This window comes from Aneurinibacillus sp. Ricciae_BoGa-3, assembly GCF_028421645.1.
GTDB lineage: Bacteria > Bacillota > Bacilli > Aneurinibacillales > Aneurinibacillaceae > Aneurinibacillus_B.
In genome coordinates, this window is sequence record NZ_CP116887.1 from 2,262,945 (window position 1) to 2,278,567 (window position 15,623).

Below are 15,623 nucleotides of genomic sequence, written 5' to 3' on the forward strand. Positions count from 1 at the left end.
TTTTTTAAATGAATACAAAAATTCTGTAGGTATTGAGATTTTTAAAAAGCAATTATGAAATTGATTCAAGTGAATCAATTTCATAATTCACAGCCCTTGAACCGTAAGGTTCAATGATCATAGAAAAAAGGAGTACCTCCCCAAATCTCGAATAGAGTAGTTGTGCAGACAACTCAATGAGAAAGGTTGGTCTCCTCATGTACTCAATTCGTCAAGGCTGTTTATTTTCCCTGCAAGATTTATTAGATTTGGAACCTACCCATCGTTTTGAAGCAATTTTTGAAGGCATTAATATTATGCCGCTACTCAAAGTTGTATCAAAGAAGGTAAGAGATGGTGCTCCACAATCGCTTAATTATCCATCCATGATCTATTCACTGTTTGCCCGTATTTTAGAAGGCATTCCAACAATTAAACTTCTTGTTCGTCGATTGAAAAAAGAGTGCTGTTCTTTTTAGACTGCGGTTTTGCTCTTTCGGATCGAGTTCCGTCTGAAGCCTCTTTTTCTCGTTTGGTCCAAAAAGTGAAAACATCCAATGTGTTGAATGAAATGAACCATGAACTTCTTTTACATGCAATTAATGAAGGCTTCATAGATGGTGAACATATTGAAATTGATGCTACCCATATTGAAGCGAGAGACCAGGCTCCACAAAAAGAAGAAAGTAAGGCAGAAGGACCTGTCAAAGAACCAAAAAAACGCGGCCGCAAGAAAAAGGAAGACGTCGAATCATGGAAAAAAAGAACAAGAGGAAATTCAAAACGCACTACCTCTTTTTGAACAGAAAATTGAAAAACAATTAAACCACACCTTCGGTGAACTCCAGAAAGAGATTCCCTGTTCTCCTCGTTGGGGAATTAAGAAAAATTCCGAGAACAAACATGTTTACTTCACTTGGCAGTAGAAGCCAAAAGCCAATACATTCTGGTTAACTTGCTTTCTTCAGGGAACATGAATGATGCTAAAGCCGCCATTCCATTGCTGAAAGGACTAGCTGAGCGATTTCCTCTCCTGAATATCACGAAAGTGATGGCGGATGCTGGCTATGATTACATACCAATTTATGAACAAATTTATCGCATGAAGGCGGATAGTATTATTGCGTATAACAAACGCAACGAAGCGCCACCTATCGGTGTTGACAAGCATTTTGCCCCTACGTGTGTACGGGAACATTCCTATCGGTATGACAGCTATGATAAGAAATACGAGACGCTGAAATATTCCAGACCGAACGAATGTAAAGATTGTCCGCTTGCAGATGATACGCTATGTCAAAAAATTATTAAAATCAAAAAGACAACGGATTTACGACGTTATCCTGCTCCATCACGAGGTAGTAAAGCATGGAAAAAGCTTTATAAAAAACGCACTTCTGTCGAACGAGTAAATGCCTATTTAAAAGAATATTTCCAGCTAAATAACCTACGATACCGCTCAGGAGAGCTTGCAAGAGTTCAAGTAGATTTAACATGCTTGCTATTCAACGCTTGTAAAATTGCTGTTGACCGTATCAACACTAAATTAAATTACAAAGCAGCCTAACAGATTGCGACCTACGGTCGTTTTAAAATGAAAATGTTGAAATTCTGGGAGTCTTAGCATCCGCAAAAGTAATTATGAAATTGGTTCTTATAAGAAAAAGCCGATCTTTAATCCAGCAACATTTGGGTTACTCCTATCTATCTATATTTTTCAAACAGGACAAAGCTGGTGGGGGCTTTTGGTGACCTTCCAGTATGGACGATTATTTTTGTTTTGATTGGGGGATACTTGGTAACCGATCGAGTGAATAAATATCCACAAGTTTTCTCCTTCCTGGGGACTTTTTTTGTCCTGCTGTTTTTGATGGGGCAGTTGAATATAGGAGATGCTACGGATGCGCTTCGTCCCCCGTTTATTGATGCAGCTTTATTTTTTGGCTTTTTTATGCTGACAGATCCGCCAACTTCACCTGTAAAATATAAAAATCAAGTTATGTATGGGGTGCTCACGGGCTTATCAGGAATTATTATTTATGGGCTTTTTGGTGGATTAACGTATCTGTATATTGGATTGTTAGTTGGAAACCTTTATAGTTACCTTACCAAACGCACATCTCTACAGGCATCCGCTATCAAAAAGCAGCAGGTAGGGTTGTAGAAATATAAAGTAGGGAGTTGGAGATCCATGCGTATTTTGGTTGTAGAGGATGATTTACCATTAAGAAGAATCGTCTCAAAAATATTACAGGAAGAAGAATATCAAGTAGATCAAGCTGAGAATGAGGAAGAAGGTTATTTACTGGCATGCCGAACATCTTGATAAACTGAGGTATGGTTTTTTTGTCTTTTTCGGACTGGGTCAAGTTTACAGCTTTCATCGAATACGTAATAGCCAGGGAGATAACCATAAAAGGAATACCGAGTCCCAGTGAATAGAGCCAGACCATCAACATCCCGTTATACATCGTTTCTGATGAACCGGCCAGTAAAAGAATCGAAGATTAAGCCAGCCCGACACAAGGTGTCCATCCTGAGCCAAAGGCAAGACCCAGCAGGAAGGAGCTTCCGATCGTTTTTTGTTTTGCCTCCTTTGTTTCCCATCGCTTTTCGAACATTAAAAAACGAAGCTGTAAAATATTCGCCATCTGTAAACCGAAAACAATAATTAAAATCCCGCTGATTTTTTGCAATCAAGTCTCTGTTATCCCGAAAAAGCTGGCCAATCATACTTGCTGATGCTCCCATTAGAACAAAGACAACGCTAAATCCGAGAATAAAGCTCATGGAGCGGATCATCAGCACTTTCCTTTGAACATCGATGTGGCCTTCTTTCATATACTCTCCCGTTAGATGGGCTACATAGGCTGGGATCAAGGGAAAGATGCATGGAGAAAAAAACGAAAATACGCCGGCTGTAAAGGAAAAGATAAGGGACACATTGGCCAAGGTTTCATTCCTCCTTTTGGCTTTATTTTTTGCATGATTTTGCAGGTCTTTTTTTATTGGTACTTATCCAGTCGGCAGTAATGGCAGAAGCGGCAGAGAGAATAAGTGAAATCTGAACAAAAGAAAATCCATTCCACAAGGGAAGGGGATCTGTTTGAAAAAAGGAGCATTCCTGTTAAGGGAAAATTTGAGGTTCGATAAAAAAAGTACCTCCTGTTAACATACGAGGTGTCAGCCTGCAGGCGACCCTTAAATAACAGAGGAGGTACTCAACATGAATTATAAGCAAAATCAGCGTATCGAGCAAATGAATGAGTTTACATTAGTGGTAGGGGTTGACATCGCCAAGCACAAACATGTTGCGAGGGCGCAGGATTATCGAGGCATCGAAATTGGGAAACCTTGTACGTTTGACAACTCACGGTCTGGATTTACTCATTTGTGGAAATGGACACGTTCGGTTATGGAAGCCCATTGTAAAACTCACGTTGTATTTGGAATGGAACCGACGGGGCACTACTGGATGCCTCTAGCTCAGTTTTTACGTCACGAAGGCGTTCCCGTTGTTCTGGTTAATCCGCTGCACGTTAAGCGTAGTAAAGAACTTGATGATAACTCACCAACCAAAAATGATGTGAAAGATGCCCGTGTCATTGCACAACTTATGAAAGATGGTCGTTACTCTGAACCCCAGATTCCGCAAGGAATCTATGCCGAACTTCGTGTCGGAATGAACATACGAGAACAGCTATCTAAAGACTTATTGCAAGTTAAAGGGCGAATTCACAACTGGCTAGATCGCTATTTCCCTGAGTTTTTAACAGTCTTTAAAGATTGGGAGGGAAAAGCAGCGCAATCTACACTTCGTCATTTTCCTTTACCAGAGGATATTGTACAGCGAGATGCAGAAGGTATTGTCCAAGTGTGGAGAGTTGAGGTTAAACGTGCTGTTGGGATAAAAAAGCCTCTCAGCTTATTGAAGTGGCTCAGAAGTCTATCGGGCTTCAGTCCGGAGTAAGAATGGCCCGACAAGGACTCCAAGCTCTGTTGAGCCAACACAAGTTGCTTTGTGAACAGCTTGAAGCGTGTATGGAACAAATCGAGTGTCTGATTCAAGAGATTCCTGGATCCGCTCAGATGATGACGATCCCTGGTGTAGGACTGGTTACAGGGGCAGGCTTCCTTGCGGAAGTCGGGGATCTTATGGGTTACTCTCACCCTCGTCAGATTCAAAAATTAGCTGGCTTTAATTTCAAAGAAAACAGTTCAGGCAAGCATAAAGGCAGAACCCGTATTACGAAAAGAGGTCGTCCGAAACTGCGTGCCCTCCTGTTTAAATGTGTGATGCCAGTTGTCGCTAAAAACCAGCAATTTAAAGCCCTACACCATGAGTTTACTACCCGAGCTGTGAACCCGCTTCGTAAGAAGCAGTCGCTTATTGCTTTATGTTGTAAATTGATTCGTATTTTCTTTGCATTAGGGCGCAAACAACAGCCATATGACGCTACGCTTGTGAGTAATCCATCTCAACATGCACTTAAAATAAACGTTGCGTAATCTATTTTTTCTTGAACATACTTAGTTTTTCTCATTCATCATTGTAAAAAAGTAAGCACGGAGAAGCTGAGCGTTATTTTTTACCATTCGGGCATTTGACCCTGCAAAGGAGCTTTTTCAGCCTCCACCCCACGGATAGGTAGAACGAAGGAATGTAAGGGCCGTAAGGACCCCGTGAGACACGGGAGGGTACACCACCTGGGCTATTGTGGAGATCCATTGTGCTACCATAATTTTCATTTTTTATAAGAAAATTCGGTCACCCTGTTTTTGCCCTTTTCTTCTATCCATATAAAACCACTTCTTATTATTTTTGGTTTTATAACGTTTGCTGACTTGCAAGAAATACTGAGAAAACAAGCGTATTCAAGAGAAAAACTTATTTTATAGAGGGAGATAGTAAAATGGCAAAACGTGTAGCAATTATTGCAAGTAACGGTGGAATGTTTGACGCTTATAAGGTATTTAATATTGCAACAGCAGCTGCAGCAACAGACGCTGAGGTGGGTATCTTCTTTACATTCGAAGGCTTAAATCTGATCCATAAAGAAGCTCATGCCCAGCTTCCGATGCCGGTAGGCAAAGAACATTTTGCTCAAGGATTCCAAAAAGCGAACGTACCAGGGATCCCTGAACTCGTCGCAATGGCGAGTGAAATGGGCGTTAAAATGATTGCCTGTCAGATGACAATGGACGTAATGGGTCTGGAAAAAGAACACTTCATCGATGGCATTGAAGTGGGTGGAGCCGTTACTTTCCTGGACTTTGCTTATGATGCCGATGTTACCCTTACGTTCTAATGCTTGGGAGCCGATCTTTGGCTCCCTCCTAAAGGGGGCATGAACATATGACAGTCAGTTTAATCGTTACGTTACTTGTTGTCGGCTTTGTCGGTTCGTTTCTGTCCGGCCTTCTAGGGATCGGAGGAGCGATTATTAATTATCCTCTGCTATTATTTTTGCCAGCTGCTTTAGGAGTAGCCTCTTATACCGAACATCAAGTGTCAGGAATGATCGCTATTCAAGTGTTTTTCTCGACGCTAAGCGGGGTACTTTCACTACGGAAGGATAAATTGATTCACTATAAATTGGTTGCATATATGGGATCAGCGATTATTGTTGGCAGCCTTCTAGGTGCTTATGGTGGTAAATTTTTATCCGGCTCAACCATTAATATCGTATATGCCATTCTTGCCACGATTGCAGCCATTATGATGTTCGTACCCAAAAAGGGCCGAGAAGGCACGTCGGGTGAGGAACTAAAGTTTAACGCAATCCTCGCCGTTATTGCGGCATTCATTGTTGGAATTACATCAGGTATCGTAGGCGCTGGAGGTGCGTTTATTCTCGTCCCTATTATGCTTACTGTTCTAAAAATTCCGACACTTGTATCGATTGCCTCATCTATTGCGATAACGTTTATTTCATCGATTGGTGCAACGGTGGGAAAAGTAATGGCAGGGCACATTTTAATCTGGCCTTCCATTATCATTGTGATCGCTAGCTTACTTGCTGCTCCACTCGGAACGAAGGTGAGCAAGCTGATCAACGCAAAAGCTCTGCAAGGCATACTGGCCTTCTTATTTTGGCCACAGCCCTGAAAATTTGGTGGGATTTGTTAATTAAGTAAGGAGGAAGTTACAAGTGGCAGCTTACACTGTAGATAAAACGATTGATTGTAAAGGGTTATCCTGTCCAATGCCAATTATTCGTACCAAGAAAGCGGTCGAAGAACTGCAGGCGGGTGAAGTACTTGAAGTGGTTGCAACCGACCCAGGCTCTGTTGCGGATGTTAAAAGCTGGGCTGTTCGTACTGGTCATCAATTTCTAGGGACTGTGAAAGAGGATGGAGTCTTTAAGCATTATATTCGCAAATCCCATTCGGATGAAGTGAAGACTGAGAAAAGATTTCCGTATAGTGCTTCACATGACGAATTAATGGGAAAATTAAAGGCAAATCCGGTAATTCTCGATGTTCGTGAATCGATGGAGTACGCATTCGGACACATTCCAGGTGCAAAGCTTGTTCCGTTTGGTAAGTTGGAGGAGACAATTGATCAACTTCGTCAGCATCAAAACGAAGATGTCTATGTTATATGCCGGACGGGTTCTCGCAGCGATATGGCGTGCCAAGTATTGAGTGAACATGGATTTACTGGAGTACGTAATGTATTGCCGGGCATGGCTGTATGGACTGGACCTACTGAAAAAGAAACGAAGTAAGTTATTTACTAAATCTATGCTGAGGTGATTGTTGATGTTTCATTATACCGTTGAAACAAACAAAACGTTGGAGCAAGCAGTATTAGATGTGGAAACAAGCCTAAAAAGGCACAAGTTCGGCGTACTCTGACAGCTTGATCTTACAGCAAAGCTTCAGGAGAAAGGTGTAGATTTTACTCAACCATACAGAATACTCGAGGTATGCAATCCGCAGGAGGCGAAGCGAGTTGTATCACAAAATAGCCTGGTTGGATATTTTCTTCCATGTAAGATTGCGATATATGAAGACAATGGGACCGTGAAAATCGGTCTGCCAAAGCCTACTGTTTTAATCGATATAGTAAATGAACCCGCCTTAAAGGAAATCGCCCAACATATCGAACAGACCTTGATAGACGCTGTAAATGAAGCAAAATAAACAACTCAAATAAAAAAGCGTGCACAGTTCATTCATTTTTGTGCACGCTTTTTTAATTAATAATGCTAAAGAGTTATTCTACGCGAAAGGAGCTTGAAGGAATGTTTGCCTTATTGACCATTACCCAACAAAACGACCCCCATGGTGTTCTAGAGCTGCACCCCGAATTGTTTTATGGTTTCCCTTCTTTTTAATACCACCAGACCGGAGGTTTTTCACGGATCTCCTCGTTTGTTAATCAGGTGCGAAACACAGAAGAAAATGTGTTGTTTGTGGACAGCGGCGACTTGTTTCATGGTACTGGACCGCTTGTATTTTCAAAAGGAATGGCTATTCTCCCTCTTCTTGAATACTTGAAGTTAGACGCTATTGTACTGGGATTTTGCCTGCCTATGGTCCCGCACACTTGCGATTAATAGCAGAGCAGCTATCCACTCCGATGCTTGCCGCGAATGTGTATGATAAGGTAGCCACTCATTCATTGACCTCGGATGTGATAAAAGAATACAGTGGGTTACGTGTAGGTGTGATTGGGCTTACTTATCCATTTGTGGATCAGACCATTCCTCCCGCTTTTTTCGAGGATATGTATTTTACGCTCGGATTAGAGGAGGTGGCACAGTCGGTTCAGTTTCTGCGGGTAGAGGAAAAGGTGAACATAATCATTCTAATCAGCCACATGGGAATGCCGCTGGATGCTAAACTGGCTTCTGTTGTTCAGGGAGTGGATATTATTTTAAGCGGTCATAGCCATGACCGGGTGGACAGGGCGATTATTGTTAAGGATACGACTATAATTCAGTCAGGGGCCAGTGCCTCTTTTCTCGGTTGATTAGATATTACGATCGAAGGCGGGAAGATCACTGACTTTTCTCATCAACTGCTTCCTTTATATACCGAGCAATTTTCACCGGATCGGAAAATGGAGGAACTGGTAGAAAAAGTGGTCGCTCCATATGAAGAAATATTATCTGAGCAGGTGGGTAAGCTCTGTTCGCCTCTGCACCGTATGACATTGAACGAAGCGCCCATGGATAAATTAATTACGGATGCTTATCAATCATTTACCGGAGCTGATCTTGCCTTTTCCAATGGCTGGAGGTATGGCCCACCGGTGCTGCCTGGAAACATAAAAGTCAAAGAATTGTACCAAATCATCCCGGCCAATCCAGAATTATTCACGCTTGAATTAGAGGGAAGAGAACTTGTAAATGAACTGGAGAAAAATTCGGAAAATGTTTTTGCACCTGATCCATTTAACCAGAAGGGCGGGTACATTCTCCGATCCTCGGGATTATTTATGGCTTTTAAGCCTTATAATCCGGCTGGAAATCGTATTCAGCATATTGAGGTGCAAGGATCACCCCTGCAATCCGATAAAGTGTATCGGATTGCAGGAGGTGGAAAGCAAATCTTTAAAGCCTATGATTCACGGAAAGGTAATAAGAACGTCCGTGCTATTGAACTCCTTAAGGAGTATTTCATCCAACAGGAAAAAGTAAGGATTGAGATGAAACCAACTATTATAAGCATATAATGGTCATTGACGAATGCTTCAATGCTCAATATAATACCTATAGGGGTATTAATCGTTTGTTTTCCCCATACTTGAGGTGAGATCCATGGAATACAATGATCAAATAAAAAACCGTCTTCACCGGATTGATGGCCAATTGGGCGGAGTAATTGGCATGATGGAACTAGAGAAAGACTGCCGGGGAGTAGTAACCCAGCTATCAGCCATTCGTTCGGCTGTGGATCGGGTAATGGGGTTGGTTGTAGCGAATAATATGGAAGAAGGCATTATCCGCGAACTGGATAAAGGCAACAATCCGGAACCGTTGATTAAAGAAGCCGTTGACTTACTTGTAAAGAGCAAATAATCATAAGGAGGTTTTCGCAATGGGACATCGTTTTGATCCTTCTCTCATAGGCAATTGGACAACCCGGAAAGAAGAAAATTTCTTCCGCCTGATGAAATCCTATCTTTTCAAAAAGCAAGATAAGCTAGCCGATATTGGCTGTGGCCCTGGATATTTTACAATTCCGGCTGCTTGTTTAACTTCCGGTACGGTGTATGGCGTTGATGTAGAACCCAAAATGCTTGAGACTTTGAAGGAAAAAGCAGCAGCAGGCGTGAAGAATATTACCCCTATCCAAAGCGATGCAGAAAATATCCAGCTTTTCTGCAAAAAAATTCGAGCAAGCAGGTTTTCAAACCCAGGTAACTAAACCGAATCCTAATCATTATATTATTGTCGCTTATTAGTGAAGATTGGATTGGGATGGAATACATTGGTCGGTTCCTACCATTATTGAACTGATTAACGCGTTTAATTAGAAGTTCAGCTTGTGGTCGAGATTTTGATCTCACGGATCATAAACATTTTGTCTATCCGGTAGAGCAAGTTCCATTAAAATGGATTTAATGAGTCAGTTGCTGCCAACTTGCTAATCTATTTTTAAAAAATGATAGATAGAGTAGAGGTTCTATAAACGAGGTGGAATAGATGAGAAACCGCCAAAATTGCTCACCGTGTGGTTGGAAAATTACCCAAGAGGCGTGAGCAGTTTCCACGAAAGCGAATACCACTTTCACCTGGCACGCTAATCTGGCTCCTGGCAGGAGTCGCTTATCTAGTTTACCATTCGTTGGTGTAAGAATCAAAACACTTCTGGTTTATTCAATTTATTCACCATTTTCTCTTCTTTGTAAAAGAATATCGTCTTTAATATACCTATAGGGGTAAATATTAAAAAGGGAGGGTTGCCTTTTTTTATTCAAAAAAAATAATTTGGATGAAAAAAGGAGACCCTATACAATAAACATTCATTGAAGGAAAAGACAGGAAGATGTGGATTATGTATGAGTGTAAAAATTATGACGGCAGCAGAGGCAACTGAACGGATTATCAATAAAAAAATGTATTCATTCTTGATGTTCGCAATGAAGAGGATTATCAGAGTTGGAAAATTGAAGGGGAGATGGTTAAAAACTTAAATATTCCCTACTTCGATCTGCTTGAAGGCGTGAATCACATTCTGGATAAATTACCAGTTAATAAAGAGGTTCTTGTTGTATGTGCGAAGGAAGGATCTTCGAAGTTTGTCGCTGAAGAGCGTTCAGAAGCCGGGAGAGATGTTGCTTACCTAAAAGGCGGAATGAAGGCCTGGAGTGAGTATTTAGAGCCGATAAAAATAGGTGATTTAAAAAGTGGGGGTTCCATCTATCAATTTGTTCGAATTGGAAAGGGCTGTCTCTCCTACTTTATTCAATCAGGAGATGAAGCTCTTGTCATTGATGCTGTTCGAATGGTGGATGTGTTTATAGAATTTGTTCTATTGGCCGCCCTGATTTAGCTGGAAAAGCAGAAGATTGGGTGTTAGAGGAAAACAAAGTTACCTTGTCTGTTCCCAGAGTTAAACGTATTGATAAAATTAGTGCAAGGGAGCATGGTTATTATGTTATTGTGGATGTCTCGCTATAACGAATAGAAGTAGTTGTTGAAAATGAATTTTTTAAAATGCCCCTCTTGTTAGGAATAATTAGAGGGGCATTTTAATTCATCCGGGGCTCACTAAACGGGTCTAGACGGAAACCATTCATTTAGAAGAAGAAAGGTATTTTGCTCCACCAACGTGCAGAATTAAGTATTAAGAATTCGATTGATGTTATTTATTTGTTACATACCGCTTATCCTTTAAAAACATTCGCCAGAAATAGATAAAACCAGGGAGGAGAATAATCAGGCCTACTATATAGGAAATGATCAGCGCATGAAACATGTTTCGGTTTGTAATGCTTTCCATCACCGTGCTGTATGGGTACACCATATAAGGCAGGTGCGCCGCTCCATAGGCATAGCTGGCCACCGCATACTGAATAACAATCGCGACGACAGTAAGCCGCGGCACGCCTGGTAATTCCCTTCCCTCTCTCTTCCACCACATTACCGCATAGCCAACGGCAAAGGCGGCAATGGAAAGCAGGAACCAACCTTGCCTGGCCTTTAAATTAACCATCAGCCAACCCGCATATTTATTTAGGGTGAGTATGATGAGAACGGCCATAAAAATGGTGAGCGGGCCAAGCCATACAGCATTCTGCCGATAGCGGCCGTACGCTTCTTCATCGCCTGCGATCCGGGAATAGTCAGCAAGCAGAATGGTTGAGAGAAAGAGTGTGCTTGCTAAGCCAAATCCAAGGTAGGCGTACTCCGTCGGGGAGGAAAACAACTTTCCCATCAGCAACCGTTGGACGCCATCCGCAGTGTCAATAAATTCCCCTTGTATAATGGGCAATACACTTATTAAGAGACCCGGTATAAGAAGCCCGGTAATCCCCGACACTACCCTCAACCCGGTACTGTAGCTGTATCTTTTTACTGAGTGTGAATACACCATAAAAGCGCTGCGTATCGTGAGAAGAATAAGAATTAAGCTTCCAGGAAGCAAAAGCACAGTGCCAAGCGTATACGAAGCCTTTGGAAAAAAGGAGACAACCGATACGACGAGTAGCACGAGAAACGTATTGGTTACTTCCCACGAGGGCGAAAGAAACCGATTGGCAATTCCTGCTGCACTTGGATTATTTCCCTTCTCATAGACCATTGCCCAGAAGCCGGCGCCAAAGTCAAACGATCCGGCTATGGCATAAATAAAGATGAGCGCCCATAAAACAGAAATCGCGATTAAGGCTTCACTCATGAGGAAGTCACCACGCTGCCTGTTTCCCGTTCACTCAGTTCCTCTTTCAGTGGATGCCTCTTGAAGTAATAGCGCAGTACGAGGGCGGTTGCGATGCCTAAGATCGCATACATAACCAAAAAAAGGGCAAACAATAGACCCACATGGCCTGAAGTGGTAGCCGCTTCCTTCGTCATTTGCAGTTTATATATGGTCCACGGCTGCCGGCCGGTACAGCTGAATATCCAGCCAAATTCCGTTGCCAGCATCGAGAGAATACCGGATGGCACAAAGCACCACAAAAGCCAGCGCGGCTGCAGCTGCTTTTTGAAAATTTTCCGAAGCGCCCATGGAACAAGCGGCAGAAAGATTAAAAGCGATCCGATGCCTACCATGGCATCAAACAACGTATGGACATACAAGGGCGGCCACCATTCCCTCGGAAAGTCATACAGCCCTCGAACAGTCCCATTAAAATGGCCTGTTGCGAGATAGCTCAAGAATCCCGGAAGTTCAATGGAATAGTGAATCTGCCCTTTAATCGGATCCGGTACACCGCCAATGGCAAGCGGAGCGTAGTTGGTCGTTCTAAACAGTCCTTCGGCGGCTGCAAGCTTTTCCGGATTATATGTATTTAACAGTTTAGCAGACTCATGCCCGTTAAGTGCTGTAAGCAGCGAAGAGATGGATCCGACAAGTATCGTCATCAGGAGCGCTTTCTGATGAAAGTTATACTCTTTCGGCGAAACATTGCGTTTTAACATCTTATAAGCAGCAATCGATGAAATCGCAAAAGCTCCTGTCATATAAGCGGAGAACATAACGTGGAGAGCTGAGTTAAAAAAACCCGGATTAAAAAAAGCGGCCCATGGATCCACGTTAGTTATGACGCCATTCTTAACGCTAAACCCCTGAGGAGTTGCTTCAAATGTATGGACATCGGTGATGAGAACGGCTGATGCAGTAGCTCCCAATGTGACAAGGAACACACTGACAAGCCGCATAACAGGCGAGAGCCGATCCGCTGCGTAAACATAGATCGATAAAAACAGCGTTTCAAGGAAAAAAGCAAAAATCTCAATCTGGAACGGGAGCGCGATTACTTCTCCAACTACCTTCATAAACCCAGGCCATAGGAGTGAAAGTTGAACTGCGGCAATCGTACCGGATGGAATGGCAACGCCGAGCAGCACTCCCTGGCCTTTGGTCCAACGCCGCGCCATTGTCGCATAATCGCTATCCCCTGTGCGCAGATAATAAATCTCCGCGAACATAATCATCAAAGGCAGCCCAACCCCCATCGTGGCAAAAATAATATGAAATCCCATCGTCATGCCAAAAAGCGACCGAGCAATTAGAACGTGATCCAATTCCCTCATCCTTTCACAGATATTCTTATTACTCTGGTATTTTTACCATTTTTTCTGATTGTATCCGAAAAGGAGACTGTTTCTCTTTGGGGAACAACTTTATGAAAGGCATACCCATACTGTCTATGTGAACCAAATACGCGATTAATATGATGCCGCTGATTATTAAACAGATACTGCCAAACGGTGTGGTAATAATAAAAAATACCGGATAACTCGAAAAGAAAAACTCATAATGTTGATGGGAATGACAAAGTTGGAAATCCCAGTAGCTGCAACAAGGATAATCATAAGGGTGCTGACCAGGCCTGCTTCAGCTGCTGCTTGCCCCAGTATTAGTCCCCCAACCGTTGTGGCGGTGCCTCCAATTGTTTTTTGTAGGCGTAAGCTTGCTTCAATTAGGAGTTCCATAGGAAGCATCATAAACAATACTTCCAGAGAAGGGTAGGGTACACCGGCAAGGCTAGCGGCAATGGATAATGCGAGTTCCCACCCGGAGTATCTCAGGATTATAAGAAGCGATAATTACGTATAACGCCGGAAGCATTGTTGTGGCAAATAGTCCGATATATCGTAAGATTTTTAAGAAATGTGTAACGAAATACGGTTGCCTTTAATTTTTGTTTGATGTTCTGTACCATCTTAGGATCAGCGTACTGACTGTCATACAGGAGAGCTATACTGGTTTGAGAGTCCTTTCCAATCTCTGTTGTCTCGATGATGAGAGTTGCTTTATGATATCGGTGGCGGATCATATTCATGGAGGAATAAATGTCAGGGCTAATCGATTTCTCAGGACCCTGAAGTGTTGTTTCAACTTTGGTATCTGCTGGTGCTTTTTCAATGATATTTTTAGGTCCAATAAATAAACTTTATAGTTGATAATCAGCCGCGGAACCCTTAAGCATATCCTTAAGCGCCTTTTCCTTATTATCTGCCACCGTAGTACTGGGCTGGGAATGGATATACTGCTCATATTCTTCAACGTGGTTCATTTCGTAAAAAGGTTTAATGACATAATCCGATACCAATTTACTGTCGCAAATGCTTTTTACATAGGCCTGTGTAACTTTCTTCTCCTGCAATTCACGAAAGATGATATCCACAGAGGTTGAGAACTTCTCTCTAAGCCAGGCTATCGTTAATTCACCTGTTGTTTTTTTCGGAATATCCATAGCTTTCTCCTAAGTGATTCTTATGGTGTACCTGCTTTTTTCTCCATTGAAGTGTTTCCCGTGATCCATCGGTGTATTCTTTTAACTCTCGGCATCTACGAACAATACAGCGGTATTTAATGAATGTTTAACGCAGAATATAAATTACTCACATCACATTTGGACTTTTTAATGCATACCCTAAAAAGGGCATAAATCTGTTGATGTCCCCAATCCGGGGGCTTTTTTGCGTTAAACGAACAAAAGGGGGAGAGAGAAAAATTACTGATAAGATAAATCGTTCAGCTAATCCAGATCTTTCGCTAGATTTAGAGCTTTCCGGTGATGTCCTTACGGTGATTGGAAATGTTCTAATTTTATTAGCTCTACTTTAAAAACAAGAGAAAAACGAGCTAGAGATTGCAGGTGCTTTTTTCTCTCTTATTGGAGATGTCCTAACTTTACTAGCTCTGCTTCAAATACAAGAAAATGCCAAAACGTAGCCCAGCTCAGTTTGAGGTGGGTTACTTTAGTTTACATTCGTAATGTTGCCTATAATATTCAAAACTACAGTTACAGTAAACAACGAAAGTCACGTTTAAGCATGACAAAAAATCCCCCACTGTTCTTCAAAAATGGGAATTTATAAATTAAACGGTATCTACGCACCTGTTCAAAGTGGCTTTGGTACCATGACGAACTTAGTTTGGTAATTTTTAACCTCTACCTGGAGCAGGTGCATGATAATTTGATCGTTTCCGATATAGATTCCATTATGGCTCTACGTTTTGCCGTTTCCAAGATTCAATTTCTTCTCTTCTGTCGTTAAATAAAAATTTCGGTTGGTGCGTTGGAAGACGTTTCCACGTAATCGGTATGCTATTCCTATTTAGGAAGCTGATATTTCACGCAGGGGGAATTTTAGAATGTTAATACCAACCAAAGCAAAGAACTAACCCGATAGCAGCAATAATGAGGAATGTTGTTAACACGGGTACCTGTTCTTTTTTATTCTTTATCTTACGCCTCCTTATTTAATGTATTTGTATTGTAAAGAACTTTTTTAAAGACAGTGTGAAGAATATACATGAGTTAAACTGGAAAAGGGAAAGGTAAGAAGAGGGTTAAGGGTTGTTGACAAAACAGATAATATGTTCAATAATATACCCATAAGGGTATATACCATATGGGGTATATTATTGAACATATTGGTAAGGAATATTACTCCCTTTTTCAAAAATGAGAATCTGATTTAAGGGACAAATATATATCATTGAAGGAGGTT

General features: G+C 41.8%; 13 protein-coding genes and 6 pseudogenes. 13 read left to right on the forward strand and 6 right to left on the reverse strand.

Translation table 11 applies throughout. The annotated features are described in order from the left end of the window. Window positions 1-197 precede the first annotated feature (197 nt). From PP175_RS11510 to PP175_RS11520, 3 genes and pseudogenes are all read left to right on the forward strand, one after another. Window positions 198-1,546: pseudogene (locus tag PP175_RS11510) on the forward strand (transposase). A 168-nt stretch (window positions 1,547-1,714) separates the two neighbouring features. Next, a complete protein-coding gene (locus PP175_RS11515; RefSeq protein ID WP_272442937.1) occupies window positions 1,715-2,143 on the forward strand; it encodes an RnfABCDGE type electron transport complex subunit D in 429 nt (142 codons plus the stop codon). Between the two features lie 27 nt (window positions 2,144-2,170). After that, window positions 2,171-2,305, forward strand: coding sequence for a hypothetical protein (locus PP175_RS11520; protein ID WP_272442938.1), 135 nt, complete (start codon window positions 2,171-2,173; stop codon window positions 2,303-2,305). A gap of 137 nt (window positions 2,306-2,442) precedes the next feature. Here the strand turns inward: PP175_RS11520 and PP175_RS29905 are convergent, their stop codons facing one another. Continuing rightward, entirely contained in the window at window positions 2,443-2,922 is a 480-nt protein-coding gene (locus PP175_RS29905) for a cytochrome c biogenesis CcdA family protein (RefSeq protein ID WP_442870463.1), read from the reverse strand. A 283-nt stretch (window positions 2,923-3,205) separates the two neighbouring features. On the opposite strand from PP175_RS29905, the pseudogene PP175_RS11535 reads away from it, so the two are divergent. The 10 genes and pseudogenes from PP175_RS11535 to PP175_RS11580 form a co-directional block, all read left to right on the forward strand. Continuing rightward, window positions 3,206-4,488 (forward strand): annotated as a pseudogene (locus tag PP175_RS11535) (IS110 family transposase). Between the two features lie 404 nt (window positions 4,489-4,892). Then, complete coding sequence (locus PP175_RS11540) at window positions 4,893-5,288, forward strand: DsrE/DsrF/DrsH-like family protein (RefSeq protein ID WP_272442939.1); 396 nt, start codon at window positions 4,893-4,895, stop codon at window positions 5,286-5,288. Window positions 5,289-5,335: 47 nt separating this feature from the next. Continuing rightward, window positions 5,336-6,117: pseudogene (locus PP175_RS11545) on the forward strand (sulfite exporter TauE/SafE family protein). A gap of 14 nt (window positions 6,118-6,131) precedes the next feature. After that, window positions 6,132-6,710, forward strand: coding sequence for a sulfurtransferase TusA family protein (locus tag PP175_RS11550; protein WP_272442940.1), 579 nt, complete (start codon window positions 6,132-6,134; stop codon window positions 6,708-6,710). Window positions 6,711-6,744: 34 nt separating this feature from the next. Next, window positions 6,745-7,128, forward strand: a pseudogene (locus PP175_RS11555) (DUF302 domain-containing protein). A gap of 406 nt (window positions 7,129-7,534) precedes the next feature. Beyond that, the gene (locus tag PP175_RS11560) at window positions 7,535-7,960 is read left to right on the forward strand and encodes a metallophosphoesterase family protein (RefSeq protein WP_272442941.1); all 426 of its coding nucleotides are present in this window, start codon (window positions 7,535-7,537) and stop codon (window positions 7,958-7,960) included. Window positions 7,961-8,050: 90 nt separating this feature from the next. After that, window positions 8,051-8,665 (forward strand): 5'-nucleotidase C-terminal domain-containing protein, encoded by a 615-nt coding sequence (locus PP175_RS11565; protein WP_272442942.1) that lies wholly within the window; start codon window positions 8,051-8,053, stop codon window positions 8,663-8,665. Between the two features lie 85 nt (window positions 8,666-8,750). Beyond that, complete coding sequence (locus tag PP175_RS11570; protein ID WP_272442943.1) at window positions 8,751-9,011, forward strand: metal-sensitive transcriptional regulator; 261 nt, start codon at window positions 8,751-8,753, stop codon at window positions 9,009-9,011. A gap of 19 nt (window positions 9,012-9,030) precedes the next feature. Beyond that, a complete protein-coding gene (locus tag PP175_RS11575; protein ID WP_272442944.1) occupies window positions 9,031-9,360 on the forward strand; it encodes a class I SAM-dependent methyltransferase in 330 nt (109 codons plus the stop codon). Between the two features lie 634 nt (window positions 9,361-9,994). Continuing rightward, window positions 9,995-10,464, forward strand: a pseudogene (locus PP175_RS11580) (rhodanese-like domain-containing protein); the annotation flags it as partial. A 336-nt stretch (window positions 10,465-10,800) separates the two neighbouring features. Here PP175_RS11580 and PP175_RS11585 read toward each other — a convergent pair. The 5 genes and pseudogenes from PP175_RS11585 to PP175_RS29915 all read right to left on the reverse strand — a co-directional run. Then, window positions 10,801-11,835 carry a cytochrome d ubiquinol oxidase subunit II gene (locus PP175_RS11585; RefSeq protein ID WP_272442945.1) on the reverse strand — a complete coding sequence of 345 codons (1,035 nt, stop codon included), beginning with the start codon at window positions 11,833-11,835 and terminating at the stop codon, window positions 10,801-10,803. Further along, window positions 11,832-13,184 carry a cytochrome ubiquinol oxidase subunit I gene (locus PP175_RS11590; protein ID WP_272442946.1) on the reverse strand — a complete coding sequence of 451 codons (1,353 nt, stop codon included), beginning with the start codon at window positions 13,182-13,184 and terminating at the stop codon, window positions 11,832-11,834. Before PP175_RS11590 ends, PP175_RS11585 begins: the two co-directional genes overlap by 4 nt. A 165-nt stretch (window positions 13,185-13,349) precedes the next feature. Beyond that, entirely contained in the window at window positions 13,350-13,613 is a 264-nt protein-coding gene (locus PP175_RS11595) for a spore germination protein (protein WP_442870440.1), read from the reverse strand. 34 nt (window positions 13,614-13,647) lie between these two features. Next, window positions 13,648-13,764, reverse strand: coding sequence for a hypothetical protein (locus tag PP175_RS29910; RefSeq protein WP_442870464.1), 117 nt, complete (start codon window positions 13,762-13,764; stop codon window positions 13,648-13,650). 76 nt (window positions 13,765-13,840) lie between these two features. Beyond that, window positions 13,841-14,359, reverse strand: a pseudogene (locus tag PP175_RS29915) (spore germination protein); the annotation flags it as partial. Between the last annotated feature and the right edge of the window lie 1,264 nt (window positions 14,360-15,623).

Bases quoted from the DNA above. Each gene is read 5' to 3' on its own strand.
- PP175_RS11565 (WP_272442942.1), top strand. From the start codon at position 8,051: ATGGAGGAACTGGTAGAAAAAGTGGTCGCTCCATATGAAGAAATATTA.
- PP175_RS11570 (WP_272442943.1), top strand. From the start codon at position 8,751: ATGGAATACAATGATCAAATAAAAAACCGTCTTCACCGGATTGATGGC.
- PP175_RS11540 (WP_272442939.1), top strand. From the start codon at position 4,893: ATGGCAAAACGTGTAGCAATTATTGCAAGTAACGGTGGAATGTTTGAC.
- PP175_RS11585 (WP_272442945.1), bottom strand. From the start codon at position 11,835: ATGAGTGAAGCCTTAATCGCGATTTCTGTTTTATGGGCGCTCATCTTT.
- PP175_RS11575 (WP_272442944.1), top strand. From the start codon at position 9,031: ATGGGACATCGTTTTGATCCTTCTCTCATAGGCAATTGGACAACCCGG.
- PP175_RS11520 (WP_272442938.1), top strand. From the start codon at position 2,171: ATGCGTATTTTGGTTGTAGAGGATGATTTACCATTAAGAAGAATCGTC.